Raw genomic sequence first — 17,647 nt, forward strand, 5'->3', positions numbered from 1 at the left:
CCGCGGGGGGGGGGGGGGGGGGCGGGGGGGGGGGGGGGGGGGGGGGGGGGCCCGGGGGGGGGGGGGGGGGGGGGGGGCGCGCCCCCCCCGGGGGGGGGGTGGGGGGGCTGCGGGGGGGGGGGCGGCGGGGCCCCCCCCCCGCTTCCGGGACTCCGTGCCGGCCGTCTACTCGGTCTTGACCTTGATCGAGCCGCCGACGATGCCTTCCTTGGCCTTGGCCACGGCGTCCTTCGCGCCCGCGACCTCGGCGAACTTCGGGTTGCTGTCGGACAGGCCGACGCCGTCGGACTTCAGGTCGAAGGTCTGGGTGCCGGTGAGCGGCTTGCCGTCCTTGACCGACTTGGCCAGGGCGAACACCGCGCCGTTGATGTCCTTCAGGGCGGAGGTGAGGATGTGGTCCTTGTACGCGGCGAGGGCTTCCTGCTTGTACTGGTCCGAGTCGACGCCGATCGCCCAGACCTTCGCCTTCGCGGCGGCCTCGATCACGCCCTGACCGGACAGGCCGGCCGCCTGGTAGACGACGTCGGCCTTCTTCTCGATCTGGCCCTCGGCGGCGGCGCGGCCCTTGTCGGGGCTGGAGAAGCCGCCCTCCTCCGCCGTCTGCGTCAGGTACTGCGACAGCACCTTGACTTTCGGGTCGGTGTCCGTGACGCCCTGCTTGAAGCCCGCCTCGAACTTGTGGATCAGGGGGACGTCCACGCCGCCCACGAAGCCGACCGTCTTGGTCTTGGTGGCCTTGGCGGCGGCGACACCGGCGAGGTAGGAGGCCTCGTTCTCGGCGAAGACGAGGGACGCCACGTTCTTGCCCTCGACCACGGAGTCCACGATGCCGAAGGTGGTGTCCGGGTACTTCTCGGCCACGGCCTTCATCGCCGGGCCGTAGGCGAAGCCGACGCCGATGACCGGGTTGTAGCCCTGCTTCGCCAGCGAGGCCAGACGCTGCTCCTTGTCCGCGTCCGTCTCGCCCTCGGTGGGCTCGATGTCGGCGGTCTTGTAGCCGAACTCCTTCTGAGCCCTCTGCAGACCGGCGTACGCGGCGTCGTTGAAGGACTGGTCGCCCTTGCCGCCGATGTCGTAGGCGATGGCGAGGCCCTTGGCGTCCTTGCCGTCGTCGCCGCTGCCGCTCTCGCTGCTGGTGCCTCCGCAGGCCGTGGCGGCGAGTGCGAGCGAGGCGACGCCCACCGCGACGCGGGTCAGTCTGGATATCCGACGCATCTGAAGTTCCCCATTCTCCAAAGCCCCGCAGCGGGCGCTCGGTTCGGCGCACATTAACGCGCGTAGAAACTCCTGGGAACGGGGTTCCGCAGGGCCGTTACCCATTCGTGCCGCTGGCCGGTTACGGCCCGGTGAACCACCGGGCCGAACGCGGCGGAAGGGGGTCGAAGCGGGCTACTGCACGGCGTCGATGAGCGCGGCGGCGGTGAACATCTCCACGCCGACGGTGATGGCGTGCTCGTCCACGTCGAAGTCGCCCTGGTGCAGGTCCCGCACCGTGCGCTCGCCGGGCGGACGCACGCCGAGCCGGGCCATCGCGCCGGGCACGTGCTCCAGGTACCAGGAGAAGTCCTCGCCGCCGAGGCTCTGCTCGGTGCCTTCGACGGAGTCCGTGCCGCGCCGGGCGACCATGGCGGCCTGGAGCAGTTCGGTGCTCGTCACCTCGTTGACGACGGGGGGCACGCCCCGGACGTAGGTGATCTCGGACTTGGCCCGGTGCAGGTTGGCGATCTCGTCGATGGCGCCGACCAGGAGGTCGGGTGCCTGCCGCCACGCGTCGAGGTCGAGGCAGCGCACGGTGCCGGCGAGTTCGGCGTGCTGCGGGATGACGTTCGGGGCGTGGCCGCAGTCGATCCGGCCCCAGGTCAGGGCGAGGCCGCTGCGGCTGTCCACACGCCGGGCGACGACCGCGGGCACGTCGACGACGACGCGGGCGGCGGCGGTGACGAGGTCGGTCGTCAGGTGCGGCCGGGCGGTGTGGCCGCCGGGTCCGTTCAGCGAGATCTCCAGCCGGTCGCAGGCGGAGGTGATGGGCCCCACCCGCAGCCCGACCTTCCCGGCGTCCACCCGGGGGTCGCAGTGCACGGCCAGGATGCGGCGCACGCCCTCCAGCGCGCCGCCCTCGATGGCGTCGGCGGCACCGCCGGGCAGCACCTCCTCCGCGGGCTGGAAGACCAGCCGCACGGGCCGGGGCAGCAGGCCCTGCTCGTGCAGGGCGGCGAGCACGAGGCCGGTCCCGAGGACGACGGTGGTGTGCACGTCGTGCCCGCAGGCGTGGGCGCGGTCCGGGACGATCGAGCGGTACGGGCAGTCGTTCTTGGTGTCCGGGATGGGCAGCGCGTCGATGTCGGCGCGCAGCGCCAGCATGCGCGGCCCGCCGGCCCACTGTCCCGAGTCGGTGCCGATGTCGCAGACGAGCCCGGTGCCCACGGGGAGCACACGCGGCTTGAGACCGGCCCGCTCGAGCCGCTCCTTGATCGCCGCGGTGGTGCGGAACTCCTGGTTGCCCAGCTCGGGGTGCATGTGCAGATCGCGGCGGAAGGCCACGAGCTCGGCGCGCAGCGCCTCGGGCAGGGTGCCGGGAAGCAGCGCTTCCCCTGACGGATCGGCCTCGGACTCTCGGGACATCAATTGCTTCACCCTCTGAAGGGTAGGACGCCGAGGCAGTCAACTGTCCCTCGATCAACAAAAGTTCAACCCGTTAGGGGAAGAAAAGTTGGCCGTACGGCGCATAGGTGCCGACGGAGGTGGGTAAGCTCGCCCACTTTGGCCGCCGCGCCCGCCTCCGTTTCCTTGCTCCTTCACGGATACCACGCTCCGTGCGCCCCACGCGTCCCCGACCACGGCCGGACGGGAGTAGTCGGGGCCGTTCGGCCTGCTGGTCGGTGGCCTGGCCATGGGGAGCGATCAGGACTTCGAGCCGGAAGTCGTCCGGCGTCCACTCCTTGCGGTCGGCGGGAGACCTGTCGAGTGGGATGTACTCAGGTCGAACCGGCCCCGGTCCGGCCGGGGCGCGTTTCGCGGCCGGGTCGGTCAGCCCGCCACCGCCGGCAGCCGGTGGGCCGCGCGGGCCGTGGTGGTGACGCCGGAGAGGAAGCCGGTCGCCCGGGGGGAGGCGGACCGGGTGAGCCAGGCGGGGTCGATGTCGCAGACGGCGACGCGGACCTCGGTGCCGGCGAGCGCGAGGGGGAGGGTGTGGACGACCGTGGACGGAAAGCTGAGGACGGTGCGGCCGATCGGGCCACGGCGGGCTATGAGTTCCAGCGGGAGGTCGGGGCGGACGATCTCCAGTCCCGTCTCCACGGCCAGGCGGTGGAGTTTCTCGGTGCTCTCGCGGCGGTGGGCGAAGTAGCGGGCCGCCCCGTGGGTCTTCGCCAGGGTGTGGACGGCGTCCAGGTATCGGTCGGTGTCCACGACGCCCGTCTCCACCAGGGAGGTGCCGACCATGTCGGCGCCCTTGGTGATGCGGGGCGGGCCGAAGCGGGCGCGGGTCCAGGCGAAGGCGTTGGCGGTGACGGTGACGCCGTCCGGGACCTCCTCCACCGGCATGGCGGAGAAGACCTCCACGGCGCGGCCCCCGGCCGGGGTCAGGCGGCGCCGGGCGGACCGCGACACCGGGGCGAAGAGCAGGTCGCGGGCTCCGGGGCGACTGCCCTTGCGGTGCCAGCGGACCAGGCGTTCGCCGCGGGCGAGCTGGGTGACGAACTCCATCGTGGCCGTGCCGTCGTCGACGACGACCAGGTCGCGGGCCCGGGTGATGGTCAAGAGGAGTTGGACGTAGCGGGAGAAGGGGTCGCCCATGACGACGCGGTCCGCGCGGCGCAGGGGCGTCGCCAGGCTCCCCACCGTGCGGAAGGGTGCCGCGGCGCCGCCCCGCGCCTCCTCCCAGCGGACCTCGTGGCCCTCGTGCCGGGCCAGTTCCGCCATGCGGCGGAGCTGGCCGCGGGTCATCGGGTCCACCGGGGACAGGACGACGAGGGTGAGTTCCGCGCCGGGCGCACGGGTGTGCGCCCACTCCAGCACGTTCAGCAGTTGCACCGGGCTCTCGACGAAGGCGAGAGTGCGGGGGCCGGCGTTCCCGGCGCGGGGGCTCATCGGCGTACGACCGTCCCGTCGTAGGGCGTGGTGGGGGTGGGAGTGGGTCAGACCGTGACCGGCTCGCCGGCCGCCGTGGCGATCTCCGCCTCGGCGACGACGCCGGTGACACGGCGCAGCTTCTTCATCGGGCCGAGCTCGGAGTCGTAGACCTTCTTGACGCCGTCGCCGAGGGAGGCCTCGATGGTGCGGATGTCGCGGACCAGGCGGGTCAGGCCCTGCGGCTCGACGGAGGCGGCCTGGTCGGATCCCCACATGGCGCGGTCGAGGGTGATGTGGCGCTCGACGAAGGTGGCGCCGAGGGCGACCGCGGCGAGGGTGGTCTGCAGGCCCGTCTCGTGGCCGGAGTAGCCGATCGGAACGTTCGGGTACTCCTGCTGGAGGGTGTTGATCACGCGGAGGTTCAGCTCCTCGGCCTTCGCCGGGTAGGTGGACGTCGCGTGGCACAGCAGGATGTTGTCGCTGCCCAGCACCTCGACCGCGTGGCGGATCTGCTTGGGGGTGGACATGCCCGTGGACAGGATGACCGTGCGGCCGGTGGCGCGCAGGGCGCGCAGCAGCTCGTCGTCGGTGAGGGAGGCGGAGGCGACCTTGTGGGCGGGGACGTCGAACTTCTCCAGGAAGGCGACGGCCTCGGTGTCCCACGGGGAGGCGAACCAGTCGATGTTCCTGCTCTTGCAGTAGTCGTCGATCTGGCGGTACTCGTCCTCGCCGAACTCGACGCGGTGGCGGTAGTCGATGTACGTCATCCGGCCCCAGGGGGTGTCGCGCTCGATGTCCCACTGGTCGCGCGGGGTGCAGATCTCGGGGGTGCGCTTCTGGAACTTGACGGCGTCGCAGCCGGCCTCGGCGGCGGCGTCGATCAGCTTGAAGGCGTTCTCGATGTCGCCGTTGTGGTTGATGCCGATCTCGCCGGTGATGTAGACGGGGCGGCCGGGGCCGGCCTCGCGCGTGCCGAAGGTGCGGATGCGGGAGTTGGTGCTCATGGCAGGGGGTTCCTTACGTGGACTGGGTGAGCGGAGCGGGGGTCGCGGAAGGGTCGAGGGAGGGGCCGAGGAGCCAGCCGGCGATCTCGCGGATCGCGCCGTCGCCGCCGGGGACGGTGGTGACGGCGCGGGCGGCGCCCCGCACCACGTCGTGGGCGGAGGCGACCGCGACCGGCCAGCCGACGAGGGCGAAGCACGGCAGGTCGTTGACGTCGTTGCCGACGTAGAGCACGCGCTCGGGGGCGATGCCCTGGTCCTCGCACCACTGCTTGAGCGCGAGGTCCTTGCGGTCGATGCCGTGCAGCACCGGGAGCTGGAGCTTCCGGGCGCGGGCGGCGACGACCGGGTTCACCTCCGTGGACAGGATCAGCATCGTCAGGCCGCTGCGGCGCAGGGCGGCGATGCCGAGCCCGTCGCCGCGGTGCACGGAGACGAACTCCCGCCCGTCGGAGTCGATCAGCACCCGGTCGTCGGTCTGGGTGCCGTCGAAGTCGAGGACGACCGCGTCGATGTCGGCGGCGGTCGGCAGGGCGCCGGGCCGGGCGGCGTCGAAAAGGGGCGCCAGGGCGCGGGCGCGGGCCAGGTCGTGCGGGTCGTCGATCTCCAGGACGCGGGCCGGGTCGGTGCGGACCAGTTCGGTGCGGCCGAAGAAGCGGTGCCGGTGTTCGCGGAAGCCCGCCGCGTCCATGGCGTAGGCGGCGCCGGTCTCCAGCAGGTCCTGGGGGCGGTCCTGGCGTCGGGGGCGGTGGGCCTTGTCGTGGTTGACGCCGTGGCCGCCGTCGCCGTCGCCGCCGTCGGAGGGGCCGTCACGCCAGACGAAGCCGTGGAAGGGGGCGACGGTCACCGCGGTGTCGGCGCCGCCGGCCACCGCGCCGGCCACCGCGTCGACGTCCTCGCGGACGAGGAAGGGGCTGGTGCACTGCACGAGCAGCACCACGTCGACGGCGGCGCCGTGCAGGGCCTCGTGGGTGTCCAGGGCGTGCAGCACCGCGGCCTCGGAGGTGGCCGTGTCCCCGGCGATGGCGGCGGGGCGCAGCACCACCTCGGCGCCGGCCTCCCGGGCCGCCGCGGCGATGGCCCGGTCGTCGGTGGAGACCACGACGTCCGTCACCAGGCGGGTGGCCCGGCACTCGCGGACGGCGCGGGTGACGAGGGGGACGCCCCCGACCGGGGCGAGGTTCTTCGCGGGTACGCCCTTGGAGCCGCCGCGCGCGGGGATCACGGCGAGCACACGGCGCACCGAGGCGCCTCGGCCCGCTTCCGGGTCGTCCGGCTGGGTCATGGCAGGGGCTCCTTGGGCGGGTACGGGGGTCCGGGGTCGGGCGGGGCGGCCGGTCACAGCTCCCCCATCCGGCGGATCACCGGGGCGACGCGCTGGACGCCGTGCCGGTAGGCGCCGCGGGCGGCACGGCGCACGACCTGCCGGACCGGTCCGGGTGCCTTGTCGGCGGCGGGTGCGCCGGGCAGCGGGGTGCCGTCCGGGCCGAGGTGGTGGCGGGCGAGGATGCCGGGCAGGTAGCCGGGGGCGGTGACGGGCGTGTAGTAGGGGCGGAGCGGCGGCAGGCCACCGGGCCGGCCGAGCAGCGCGGTGATGCGTGCGCGGGCCGTGTCGAAGGCGGTGCCGTACGTGCCGTCCGGGGCGACCCCCTGCCGGGCCACCCACGCCGGGTCGGCCACCGGGCGGTGGCCGGCGTCGAGCTGGTCCCAGGAGGCGAGGCAGCCGGAGCCGACGAAGTGGTGGTTGCCGAGGTTCTCGCGTACGCCCAGGTCGGTCAGCACGGCCGTCGGGATGCGGCGGTGCAGGGACTCCAGGGCGGCCGTGGAGCTGACGGTGACCAGCAGGTCGGTGCGGTCGAGGACCTCGCCCATGTGCCCGTAGACCAGGCGGAAGTTGGGCGGCGGGTCGGCCTTCTGCACCAGCTTCTGGTAGGGCAGCTCCTCGATGTGCGTGGTGTGTTCGCCGGGCTTGGAGCGGAGTTTGAGCAGCACCTCGCGGTCGGGGTGCCGGCGGGCGTGCCGGACGAGCCGGTCGAGCAGGTACGTACGGCCTTGCCGGCTGTCCGGGACGGAGGGCTGGGCGGCGAAGACCACCGTGTACGGGTGGCCGTGCTCGCCGGTGTGCTCCGCCCCGCCCAGGAAGGGCAGCGCGACCTCGGTCACCGCCGAGGCGTCGGCGCCGACCCCCTCGTACACGGCCCGGAAACGGTCCGCGTCCTGGCGGGAGTTGGCGAGGACCAGGTCGGCGCCGTGGCGCAGCAGCAGGCCGTCGGTGAGCTTCTCGTAGACGACGCCGACGTAGCCGGTGACGACGACGGGGCGCTCGGTGCGGCCTTCCCACACGCGTCCCAGTCCGTGCAGCATCGCCTGGACGCCGCCGCCGACCAGGGCGAGGACGAGCACGTCGTACGGCTCCTCGGCCATGGCGCGCAGGAACTCGGCGGCGGTCACCTCGCGGAGCGAGTCCGCGGCGGCGCCGACCTCCGTCAGCTGGCGGGCGGTGGGGGTGGCTCGGCCCCGCAGGAGGTAGCCGTCCAGGTGGACGTCCGCACCCTCGGGGGAGATGCGGGCCGCGGTGAGCGCGCCCCATTTCCACCGGGTGTCGGAATCCGCGAGAACGGCGACTCGCCGGGCCTTCGTTGCACTTGCTGGCACACCGAGGACGCTAGGAAGCCATTCCTAGTAACCGCCCAACCGGAATGCAACAAACGGTGAACAGCATGTCGCCGAATGGCGAATCGGGCCGCCGGGCACCGGAAAACCCGTCCACTTCACGGCTTCGCCACGCCTCGTTCACTTCGCATCAAGGTTCAGGTAAAGCCGCATGCCGGGCCGGCGCATAACGTCGCCACGTGCCCAAGCTCTCCGTCATCGTGCCGTTCTACAACGTGCGGCAATACGCACCCGACACCCTGCGGAGTCTGCGCGCGAACGCGCGGGAGGACTTCGAATTCATTCTCGTCGACGACTGCTCGTCCGACGGCACCGTGGACCTTCTCGCGCGTGCCGAGGAGGAACTGCCGGGGGCGGTGCTGGTCCGCCACGAGCGCAACGGCGGCCTGGCGACCGCCCGCAACACCGGCATCGACCGGGCGCGCGGCGAGTACCTGACCTTCCTGGACGGGGACGACTGGCTGGCCCCCGGCCACTACGAGCGGCTGGTCGCCGCGATCGAGGACCTGGGCTGCGACTTCGTGCGCACCGACCACGTGCAGTGCACGGCGCGGTCGCGGGCCGTGTTCCGGGTGCCGCACGGGCGCAGGAACGTCTCGCTGCGGCCGCGCGACGCGATCCTGCCCGCCCACCGCTCCACCTCGGTCGACTACGCCTACGCCTGGGCCGGGATCTACCACCGCCGGCTGGCCGACCGGGGCCTGCTGCACTTCACCGACGGGCTGCGCACGGCGGAGGACCGGCCGTGGATCTGGAAGCTGCACCGGGAGGCGGAGTCCTTCGCGGTGACCGGGCTGCTCGGCGTCTTCTACCGGCGCGGGGTGGCGTCCTCGCTCACCCAGATCGGGGACGTCCGCCAGCTGGACTTCATCCGCGCCTTCGACCAGGTCGTCGCCGAGACGGCCGCGGACGCCGACGCCTCGCGGCTGCTGCCGAAGGCGGTGCGCACGTACTGCGCGATCATCTCCCACCATCTGGGTTCCATCGAGAGGTTCGAGCCTGCCGTGGCACGGAAACTGAAGGCGATGAGCGCCGCCGCGCTGCGGCGGATGCCGCAGGACGCGCTCGACGAGGTGCTCGCCTCGATGGACGCCGAGCGGGCGACGCGGCTGCGCCGGCTGCGCCGCCGTCCGGTGCCGGCCGCGGAGGTGGCGGCGTGAGCACGCAGATCTTCCTGGCGTCGACGCTGTACGGCACGGCCACGCTCGCCGCCGCCCTGGACGCGGGCTGCTTCGCGGCGGCCGACCGGCGGATCCTGCTGGTCTCCAACAACGCGGCGACGCCCGAGACGACCCCGTCCCTGGACGTGATGCCGGGGTTCGAGCGGCTGCGGGACCGGTTCGACGACGTGGTGTCGTGGAACGAGGCGGTCTTCCCGTTCCACCCGGGCGGCTGGGCGCCGCGCGTGGACGACGCCCCGATGTGGGAGCGGTATCTGCGGCTGGCCTGGGGGCTCGGGGACGACGACGTCGAACTGGTCGTGGAGTCCCTCCAGGTGCAGCCGGCGCTGGGGGTGGCGCAGATGTTCCCGGACGCGCCCCTGACCGTGTACGCGGACGGCCTGATGAGCTACGGGCCGACCCGCAACAAGCTCGACCCGCTGGTCGGCACCCGGGTGGAGCGGCTGCTCCACCTCGACCTGGTGCCGGGGCTCACCCCGCTGCTGCTGACCGAGTTCGAGGTGGGTGCGGAGCTGGTGCCGACCCCGGCGTTCACCAAGGTGCTGGCCGAACTGGCGGACACCGGTGCCGGTCTGCCGGACGTCGAGGAGCCCGCGCTGCTGCTCGGCCAGTACCTGTCCGCGCTGGGCATCCTCTCCGCCGAGGAGGAGGAGGACCTGCACGTGCGGATGCTCACCGGCGCCGTCGGCCTCGGGCACGGCCGGGTGGTGTTCAAACCGCACCCCACGGCCCCGGCCCGCTTCACGCGCACCCTGGAGGAGGAGGCGGAGCGGCTCGGCGTCGCCCTCACGGTGGTGGACACCCCCGTGCTCGCCGAGGTGCTGTACCAGCGGATGCGGCCGGCGCTGGTGGTCGGCTGCTTCTCCACGGCCCTGCTGACCGCGTCCGCGCTGTACGGCCTGCCGGTCGCCCGGGTCGGCACCGGGACGCTGCTGGACCGGCTGACGCCGTACGAGAACAGCAACCGGGTGCCCGTCACCATCGTCGACGCGCTGCTGCCCGAGCCGGACGACGCACCGGCCGTCACGGAACGGCGCCAGGGCCTGGAGCCGGAGGCACTCGGCGCCCTGGTGCGGGCCGTGGGTTTCGCCATGCAGCCGAAGATACTCACCGAGCTGCGGCCGGACGCGGAGGAATACCTGCGCGGGAATCTGGATGCGCACACCTGGCGGTATTTCAAGAAGCGGCGGCTCACTTCGCTCGGACTGCCCGGCGGAATTCCCGGCCGGCTGGCCTTTCTGCCGCACAATTCCACGGCACGGAAGGTGGCGCGGCGGGCGCGGGCCATTCGGCGCTCGATCAAACGCTGAGGTGACGCCGGATTACGGGAGGGTGAAGCGGGCGGGAGCACCGGCCGTCGTCGCCGTTCCGTCATCCGGCGTTCCGCAGAATTTCCCCCGGTGGCCCGTCCGGCGGCGCCCTGCCGGCCGGAGGCGTGCCTAGCCTTGCCCCACCCATCACACACGCGTTCCTCGTACTGCCGTTCACACTCGGCCCCTCTCCGGGCGTCCCGACCGACGACGAGTGGGGGAACGGCCGAAGGAGACCAGCAGTGACCGAGACGGTCGTGAGCACGTCGACAGCGGGGCCCGGCGCGGCCGGTGCCCCCGCTCCGGCGCCCGGCGCGGCGATACCTCAGGCGCCGCGGGCGAAGGCGGCCCCGGCCCGGCTGCGTGCCCTGGACGGGCTGCGGCTGGTGGCCGCGCTGATGGTGGCGGCGTACCACTACGGCGGACGCGGCGGTTCCGTCACCGACGCGTGGGGCAGCTCGCCCAAGCTCCAGTTCCCGACGCTGCACACCTTCTTCGCCTACGGCTGTCTCGGCGTCCAGGTCTTCTTCGTGATCAGCGGCTTCGTGATCTGCATGAGCGGCTGGGGCCGGTCCCTGACGTCGTTCGTCGCCTCCCGCGCGTCCCGGCTGCTGCCCGCCTACTGGGCGGCGGTGATCCTCGTGACGGCGGTGTTCGCGCTGCCGGTCGTCGTGTACGAGGCGGTGTCACCGAGCGACGCGCTGGTCAACCTGACGATGCTCCAGCAGCCGCTGGGCGCGGACCGGGTACTGGGCGTGTGCTGGACACTGTGGGTGGAGGTCCGCTTCTACGCGCTGTTCGCGCTGTGCGTGGTGCTGCCCGGCGCGAACCGCCGGCGCGTCCTGATGTTCTGCGCCGGCTGGCTGCTGGCCGCGGCGATCGCGCAGGCCGCGCACGAGCCGCTGCTCGAACTGGTGCTGATGCCGGAGTACGCGCCGTTCTTCGTGGGGGGCGTGGGCCTGTACCTCGTCCACCGCGACCGGCGGGACGCGCACGCGTGGGGCCTGGTGGCCGCCGGCTTCCTGATCGGGCAGCACTTCGCGGTGCGCGACCTGTGGAACGCCACCGACCCGAACGCCTTCGCGCACCGGACCACGTTCGGCATCGTCCTGGTCGTCGCCTTCGGCTTCGTCGCGGTCGCGGCGGTCGCGCTGGGCTGGCTGAACCGGGCGAACTGGCGCTGGCTGACGGTGGCCGGTGCGCTGACCTACCCGTTCTACCTGGTCCACGAGCACCTGGGCTGGGTGGCGATCCGCTTCCTGCACCGCGGGCTGCACGTGCCGTCGGCGGCGACCTTCGTGCTCACCGCGGCCGGGATGCTGGGCCTGGCCTGGCTCCTGCACCGGTACGTCGAGAAGCCGCTGACACCGTGGCTTCGGACGGTGCTCAGCCGATCACACTGAGCGATTCGTGTGATTTTCCGCCCACCGAATCGAGCGCGCCCGCTGTCATTCCGGGCCCGAGGAGGCATTCTCCCTTCATGGCGACCGCGCAGGCAAAGCACACGCATCCCGCTGAGCTGAACGACGTCCCCGGCTGGTTCTGGCCGCTCGACCAGGTGCTGTTCTCCTGGTTCCTCGAACGGCAGGAGGCCGCCGGAACCCGCGGCGACCTCCTCGAACTCGGCGCCTACCTGGGCAGGAGCGCGATCCTTCTGGGCCACCGCCTGCGGGACGGCGAGAAGCTCACCGTCTGCGACCTGTTCGAGGCGGACGCCCCGGACGAGGCGAACCGGGCCGAGTCGGCGAAGTCGTACGCGACGCTCACCCGGCAGGCCTTCGAACGGAACTACCTCTCCTTCCACGACACCCTGCCGGAGATCGTGCAGGCCCCGAGCTCCGCCATCACCGGGAAGGTCCCGCCCGCCACCTGCCGCTTCGCCCACATCGACGCCTCGCACCTGTACGAGCACGTCCACGGGGACATCGGCGCGGTCCGCGACCTGCTGCTGCCCGAGGGGATCGTCGTCCTCGACGACTACCGCTCGGAGCACACCCCGGGCGTGGCCGTCGCCACCTGGGAGGCCGTGCTCAACCGGGGGCTGCGCCCGGTCTGCCTGAGCACCCAGAAGCTGTACGGCACCTGGGGCGATCCGGAGCCCGTGCAGGAGCAGTTGCTGGCCGCGCTGCGTGAGCGCGACGACTGCACGGTGACGGTGGAGTGGGCCGCCGGGCACCGGCTGGTCCGGGCCCGCGCCAAGGGCCGGACGATGCGGCTGCCGTCGCTGCCGGTCTCCCGGCACCGGGCACCCGCGGCGGGTCCGGCGGAGTCCCGGCCGGGTGCCGCGTCCCTGCCGGGCCAGACGAGGGCGGCGGGGCGGACGGAGCGCCCGGCACGGCCCGCGCCCGCGCCGTCCCCCCGCGGCCGGGCCCGCCGGCTCGCGCTGGACCTGCTGCCGCCGGTCGTCACCCGGGCCGTGCGCCGCCGTCTGGCGGCACGGCGGAGGGCCGCGGCCGGGTCTCAGTCGAGGCCGTAACGCGCGGCGATACCGTCGATCACCAGCGCCAGCCCTTCCTCGAAGTGCCGGTCGTAGTCCTCGAAGATCTCCGCGCCCGCCGCGGCCGACAGGGGGAAGTCGGCCATCCGGCGGGCGCGTTCGTTCATGTCGTAGCCCTCGCGCCGCTGGTCGGGCAGGGGGGCGACGCCCTGCTCCTCGGTGACGAAGCCGAGCGTGTAGACGTATGTCGTCGAGGTCGCCCGCACCGCCTGGGGGAGGGTGAAGCCGGCGGCGGTGAACAGGCGCAGGCCGTCCTCCATCTGTTCGGCGTGCTCCAGGCCGGTGAAGCGTGAGCCGCTGAAGACCTTGGCGCCGTCGCGGTAGCCGAGCAGCGACGCGCGCAGGCCCCGGTTGGTCTTGAGCAGCCGTTCGCGCCAGGTGTCGCCCGGGTCGAGCGAGCCCTCGGCGATCATCCGGCGGTACATCTCGGTGGCCATCTCGTCGAGCAGGGCCTGCTTGTCCTTGAAGTGCCAGTACAGGGCGGGCGCCTTGACGTCCAGTTCCCGGGCGATGGTGCGCAGGGTCAGGCCGTCGAGGCCCACCTCGTTCAGCAGCTTCAGCGCCGTGTCCGCGACCCGTCGGCGGTCGAGGGGGGCGCGTCGTTCCGTTCCCACGCGCACAGCTTGACACCTTAACGCTGTTAAGGAGATCCTCGGGGGCAGGCGGCACTTAACAGCGTTAAGGAGATGCGGCATGCAGACGGACGTACTGATCACCGGCGCGGGCCCGACCGGACTCGCGCTCGGCATCGACCTGGCCCGGCGCGGGGTGGACGCGCTGGTGGTGGAGCGCGGCGGGGCGCTGTTCCCCGGCTCGCGCGGCAAGGGCCTCCAGCCCCGCACCATGGAGGTCTTCGACGACCTCGGCGTCCTCGACGCGATCCACGCGGCCGGCGGCGGCTACCCGGTCGGCATGGTCTGGCAGGACGGCGAGCGGCTCGGCGAGCACTCCCTCTTCGACCCGGCCGAGCCGAGCGAGGACTCGCCGTACAACGCGCCGTGGATGGTGCCGCAGTGGCGGACCCAGGAGATCCTGCTGGCCCGGCTCGAGGAGCTGGGCGGCACGGTGGCCTTCGGCCGGGAGGTCGTCGGCGTCGCCCAGGACGCGGACGGCGTGACCGCGCACCTCGCGGCCGGGGAGCCCGTGCGCGCCCGGTACCTCGTCGCCGCCGACGGCGGCCGGTCGGCCGTGCGGCGCGCGCTCGGCATCGGCATGACGGGCGAGACGGTCGATCCGGGTCCGATGCTGGTGGCGGACGTCCGGATCGGCGGCCTGGACCGCGACAACTGGCACATCTTCCCGCCCCGCGGGGACACCGGCTTCCTCTCCCTGTGCCCGCTGGCCGGCACCGAGGACTTCCAGGTGGTCGCGCAGTTCCCTGGGGGCACCGACGTGGACCTCACGGCGGACGGCGTGCGCAAGGTCGTCGCCGACCGCACCCACCTGGCCCCGGAGGACGTCACCGAGGTCCGCTGGGCCTCCGACTTCCGGCCCCGGGCGGCGCTGGCCGACCGCTTCCGCGCGGGCCGCGTCCTCCTCGCCGGGGACGCCGCCCACGTGCACTCGCCGGCCGGCGGGCAGGGCCTGAACACCAGCGTGCAGGACGCCTACAACCTGGGCTGGAAGCTGGGCGCGGTGCTCGCGGGCGACGCCCCGGACGGGCTCCTGGACAGCTACGAGGAGGAGCGGCGCCCGGTCGCCGCCGGGGTGCTCGGCCTGTCGACCGGCGTCCACCGCGGCGAGGTGCGGCGCGGGGGCGCGACCCGGCAACTGGGGATCGGCTACCGGGACTCGTCCCTGACGGCGGAGACCCGTACCGTCCCGGACGGTGCCCTGCGGGCCGGCGACCGCGCGCCCGACGGCACGGTGGACGGCGTCCGGCTCTTCGACGCGTTCCGCGGACCGCACTGGACGCTGCTGGCGCTGGGCACCGACGCGCCGCCGGTGCCGGAGTCGGTGCCCGTGGTCCGGGGGCCCGGACACGGGGCGTACGGAACGGGGCTGTTCCTGGTCCGGCCGGACGGCCACGTCGGCTGGGCGGGCGCGGACCCGGCCGGCCTCGGCGGGTACCTGGCCCGCTTCGGCCTGGCCTGACGACGGGTCCGGGCGCCGCCCGACGCCGGGTCTAGGCGCTGGCCACCGACAGCTTCACCGCGAAGCCCAGGAACAGCGCCCCCGCCGCCGAGGTGGCGCCCGCCGACAGCCGCCTGCGACGGCGGAAGGCGGCGGCCAGCCTGGTGCCGCTGAAGATCAGCGCGCTGAGGTAGAGGAAGCTGAAGAACTGTGCGAAGGCGCCGAGGACGACGAAGGACAGGGCCGGGTAGGCGTAGCCCGGGTCGACGAACTGCACGAAGAAGGCGACGAAGAAAAGGATCGCCTTCGGGTTGAAGAGGCTGACGACCAGCGCCCGGCGGAAGGGCCGTTCGTCCCCGGCCACGGGGGCGGTGGTGTCCGGCCCCTCCTGCTCGCGCCGCGTCCGCCACATGCTCCACGCGGCCCGCATCATGCCGACCGCGAGCCACGTGAGGTACCCGGCGCCGGCGTACTTGACGATCGCGAAGAGCACGGCGTTGGCCTGGAGCAGCGAGGCCACCCCGGCGGCCGACAGCGTCATCAGCACCGTGTCCCCGCACCAGACCCCGGCGGCGGCCGTGTACCCGGCGCGCACGCCGCGGCGGGCGGCCACGGAGAGGACGTAGAGGGAGTTGGGGCCGGGCAGCAGGACGATGAGGACGAGGCCCGCCAGGTAGGTGGGGAGGTCTATGACGCCGAACATGGAGGGAGTGTCGCACGGGGGTGCGGCACTCCGCTCCGGCGTTTCAGCCGTCGGTACGGACGCCCACGCAGCGCGTCCGACGGTTGATCAGAAACGTGCTCAGAAGGCGTCCGAGGGCACGTACGTCCCCCACACCTCGCGCAGCGCGTTGCACACCTCGCCCACCGTCGCCCGGGCCCGCAGCGCGTCCTTCATCGGGTAGAGGACGTTGTCCTCGCCCTCGGCGGCCTTCTTCAGGGCGGCCAGCGCCGTGTCCACCGCCTGCTGGTCGCGCTCGGCGCGCAGCCGGGCGAGGCGTTCGGCCTGCTGGGCCTCGATGGCCGGGTCGACCCGGAGGGGCTCGTACGGCTCCTCGGCGTCGAGCTGGTAGCGGTTGACGCCGACCACGACCCGCTCGCCGGAGTCGGTCTCCTGGGCGATGCGGTAGGCGCTCCGCTCGATCTCGCTCTTCTGGAAGCCGTGCTCGATGGCGTTGACCGCACCGCCGAGGTCCTCGACCTTCTGCATCAGTTCGAGGGCCGCGGCCTCGACGTCGTCGGTCATCCTCTCGACGACGTAGGACCCGGCGAACGGGTCGACCGTGGCCGTCACGTCCGTCTCGTAGGCGAGGACCTGCTGGGTGCGCAGGGCCAGACGGGCGGATTTGTCGGTCGGCAGCGCGATGGCCTCGTCGAAGGAGTTGGTGTGCAGCGACTGGGTGCCGCCGAGGACGGCCGCCAGGCCCTGGACGGCGACGCGGACCAGGTTCACCTCGGGCTGCTGGGCCGTCAGCTGCACGCCCGCGGTCTGGGTGTGGAAGCGCAGCATCAGCGACTTGGGGTTCCGGGCGCCGAACTCCTCCTTCATCACCCGCGCCCAGATCCGGCGGGCCGCGCGGAACTTGGCGACCTCCTCCAGGATCGTCGTGCGGGCCACGAAGAAGAAGGAGAGACGGGGCGCGAAGTCGTCGACGTCCATGCCGGCCGCGACCGCCGTGCGCACGTACTCGATGCCGTCCGCGAGGGTGAAGGCGATCTCCTGCGCGGGCGACGCGCCCGCCTCGGCCATGTGGTAGCCGGAGATGGAGATGGTGTTCCACTTCGGGATCTCGGCCCTGCAGTACTTGAAGATGTCCGCGATCAGCCGCAGCGAGGGCTTGGGCGGGAAGATGTACGTCCCGCGCGCGATGTACTCCTTCAGCACGTCGTTCTGGATCGTGCCGGTCAGCTTGTCCGCGCTGACGCCCTGCTCCTCGGCGACGAGTTGGTAGAGCAGGAGCAGCAGCGAGGCGGGCGCGTTGATCGTCATCGACGTGGAGACCTTGTCCAGCGGGATCCCGCCGAACAGCACCCGCATGTCGTCGATGGAGTCGATGGCCACGCCGACCTTGCCGACCTCGCCCGAGGCGATCGGGGCGTCGGAGTCGTGGCCCATCTGGGTGGGCAGGTCGAAGGCGACCGAGAGGCCCATCGTGCCGTTGGCGATCAGCTGCTTGTAGCGGGCGTTGGACTCCGTCGCCGTGCCGAAACCGGCGTACTGACGCATGGTCCAGGGGCGGCCGGTGTACATCGTCGGGTACACGCCGCGGGTGAAGGGGTAGGCCCCCGGCTCGCCCAGCTTCTCGGCCGGATCCCAGCCCGCCTGGCTGTCGGGCCCGTAGACCGGTTCGATGGGCAGTCCGGACTCCGACTCGCGCGTCATGGTGTGTTGCCTCCCGCTGAGCATGTGTTCGAGCTGCTCGAACTACCCGTCAGTTACTCGCCAGTACAGACCGACCCTCCGAGGGACTGTATCGGCGCTCGCGCGCCCCGGTGCAGGGGCACACGCTGGGACCTTGCTCACAGCCGCCTTGCGGTCCCGGTCACAACGATGCCGCGCCGTTCGCGGCGCGTCATCCGCGGGGAGCATCTCTGGGGGACATCCGTGGCGAACCGTGGGACGACGGGGACAGTGATGCGTATGAGGGGCATGAGCAATGCGCGGTACGGGCGGGGCGCGGTCGCCTGCGTCCTGGGCGCCGTGCTGGCGGCGGGCGGCTGCACGGTGCAGGGTCCCGGCATCGACGGCGCGGGCCCGCCGGCGCCGGGCGTGGACGGCACGGCCCGGCAGGCGCCGGGCGCCGGCGGCACGGCGCGCTCGCCGGCACCCGGCGCCCGGGG

The 17,647-nt window shown here is 72.9% G+C and carries 14 protein-coding genes and 1 pseudogene; 6 read left to right on the forward strand and 9 right to left on the reverse strand.

Going from position 1 to position 17,647, the window contains the following annotated elements; translation table 11 throughout:
• Positions 1 to 165 precede the first annotated feature (165 nt).
• From ACFWJB_RS34660 to ACFWJB_RS34685, 6 genes are all read right to left on the reverse strand, one after another.
• Positions 166 to 1,215 carry a BMP family protein gene (locus ACFWJB_RS34660; RefSeq protein WP_386927249.1) on the reverse strand — a complete coding sequence of 350 codons (1,050 nt, stop codon included), beginning with the start codon at positions 1,213 to 1,215 and terminating at the stop codon, positions 166 to 168.
• A gap of 174 nt (positions 1,216 to 1,389) precedes the next feature.
• On the reverse strand, positions 1,390 to 2,622 hold the full coding sequence (locus ACFWJB_RS34665) for a M20 family metallopeptidase (protein ID WP_385470916.1): 1,233 nt from the start codon (positions 2,620 to 2,622) through the stop codon (positions 1,390 to 1,392).
• A gap of 405 nt (positions 2,623 to 3,027) precedes the next feature.
• Positions 3,028 to 4,089 carry a hypothetical protein gene (locus ACFWJB_RS34670; protein ID WP_385470894.1) on the reverse strand — a complete coding sequence of 354 codons (1,062 nt, stop codon included), beginning with the start codon at positions 4,087 to 4,089 and terminating at the stop codon, positions 3,028 to 3,030.
• Positions 4,090 to 4,136: 47 nt separating this feature from the next.
• Complete coding sequence (locus ACFWJB_RS34675) at positions 4,137 to 5,075, reverse strand: N-acetylneuraminate synthase family protein (RefSeq protein WP_385470896.1); 939 nt, start codon at positions 5,073 to 5,075, stop codon at positions 4,137 to 4,139.
• A 13-nt stretch (positions 5,076 to 5,088) separates the two neighbouring features.
• Positions 5,089 to 6,357, reverse strand: coding sequence for a cytidylyltransferase domain-containing protein (locus ACFWJB_RS34680; protein WP_386927252.1), 1,269 nt, complete (start codon positions 6,355 to 6,357; stop codon positions 5,089 to 5,091).
• Positions 6,358 to 6,410: 53 nt separating this feature from the next.
• On the reverse strand, positions 6,411 to 7,727 hold the full coding sequence (locus tag ACFWJB_RS34685) for a DUF6716 putative glycosyltransferase (protein WP_385470899.1): 1,317 nt from the start codon (positions 7,725 to 7,727) through the stop codon (positions 6,411 to 6,413).
• Positions 7,728 to 7,924: 197 nt separating this feature from the next.
• Here ACFWJB_RS34685 and ACFWJB_RS34690 point away from each other — a divergent pair, with 197 nt between their 5' ends.
• From ACFWJB_RS34690 to ACFWJB_RS34705, 4 genes are all read left to right on the forward strand, one after another.
• The gene (locus tag ACFWJB_RS34690) at positions 7,925 to 8,905 is read left to right on the forward strand and encodes a glycosyltransferase family 2 protein (RefSeq protein WP_386927254.1); all 981 of its coding nucleotides are present in this window, start codon (positions 7,925 to 7,927) and stop codon (positions 8,903 to 8,905) included.
• Positions 8,902 to 10,236, forward strand: a complete 1,335-nt coding sequence (locus ACFWJB_RS34695; protein WP_386927256.1) for a polysialyltransferase family glycosyltransferase — start codon at positions 8,902 to 8,904, stop codon at positions 10,234 to 10,236. Before ACFWJB_RS34690 ends, ACFWJB_RS34695 begins: the two co-directional genes overlap by 4 nt.
• A gap of 242 nt (positions 10,237 to 10,478) precedes the next feature.
• A complete protein-coding gene (locus ACFWJB_RS34700; protein WP_386927258.1) occupies positions 10,479 to 11,639 on the forward strand; it encodes an acyltransferase family protein in 1,161 nt (386 codons plus the stop codon).
• Between the two features lie 77 nt (positions 11,640 to 11,716).
• A complete protein-coding gene (locus ACFWJB_RS34705; RefSeq protein WP_386927260.1) occupies positions 11,717 to 12,712 on the forward strand; it encodes a class I SAM-dependent methyltransferase in 996 nt (331 codons plus the stop codon).
• On the opposite strand, the gene ACFWJB_RS34710 is transcribed toward ACFWJB_RS34705, so the two are convergent.
• Positions 12,697 to 13,347: a TetR/AcrR family transcriptional regulator gene (locus ACFWJB_RS34710; protein WP_386927262.1), complete on the reverse strand. Its 651-nt coding sequence runs from the start codon at positions 13,345 to 13,347 to the stop codon at positions 12,697 to 12,699. The two genes, ACFWJB_RS34705 and ACFWJB_RS34710, sit on opposite strands and share 16 nt — an antisense overlap.
• A 79-nt stretch (positions 13,348 to 13,426) precedes the next feature.
• Here ACFWJB_RS34710 and ACFWJB_RS34715 point away from each other — a divergent pair, with 79 nt between their 5' ends.
• A complete protein-coding gene (locus ACFWJB_RS34715) occupies positions 13,427 to 14,827 on the forward strand; it encodes an FAD-dependent oxidoreductase (RefSeq protein ID WP_386927264.1) in 1,401 nt (466 codons plus the stop codon).
• A 31-nt stretch (positions 14,828 to 14,858) separates the two neighbouring features.
• Here ACFWJB_RS34715 and leuE read toward each other — a convergent pair whose 3' ends face one another.
• A complete protein-coding gene (leuE, locus tag ACFWJB_RS34720; protein ID WP_386927266.1) occupies positions 14,859 to 15,509 on the reverse strand; it encodes a leucine efflux protein LeuE in 651 nt (216 codons plus the stop codon).
• Between the two features lie 99 nt (positions 15,510 to 15,608).
• Positions 15,609 to 17,189, reverse strand: a complete 1,581-nt coding sequence (locus ACFWJB_RS34725) for a methylmalonyl-CoA mutase (RefSeq protein ID WP_386927268.1) — start codon at positions 17,187 to 17,189, stop codon at positions 15,609 to 15,611.
• 267 nt (positions 17,190 to 17,456) lie between these two features.
• On the opposite strand from ACFWJB_RS34725, the pseudogene ACFWJB_RS34730 reads away from it, so the two are divergent.
• Positions 17,457 to 17,647: pseudogene (locus tag ACFWJB_RS34730) on the forward strand (hypothetical protein); the annotation flags it as partial.

It is taken from the genome of Streptomyces sp. NPDC127100 (assembly GCF_042724095.1).
Taxonomy (GTDB): Bacteria; Actinomycetota; Actinomycetes; order Streptomycetales; family Streptomycetaceae; genus Streptomyces.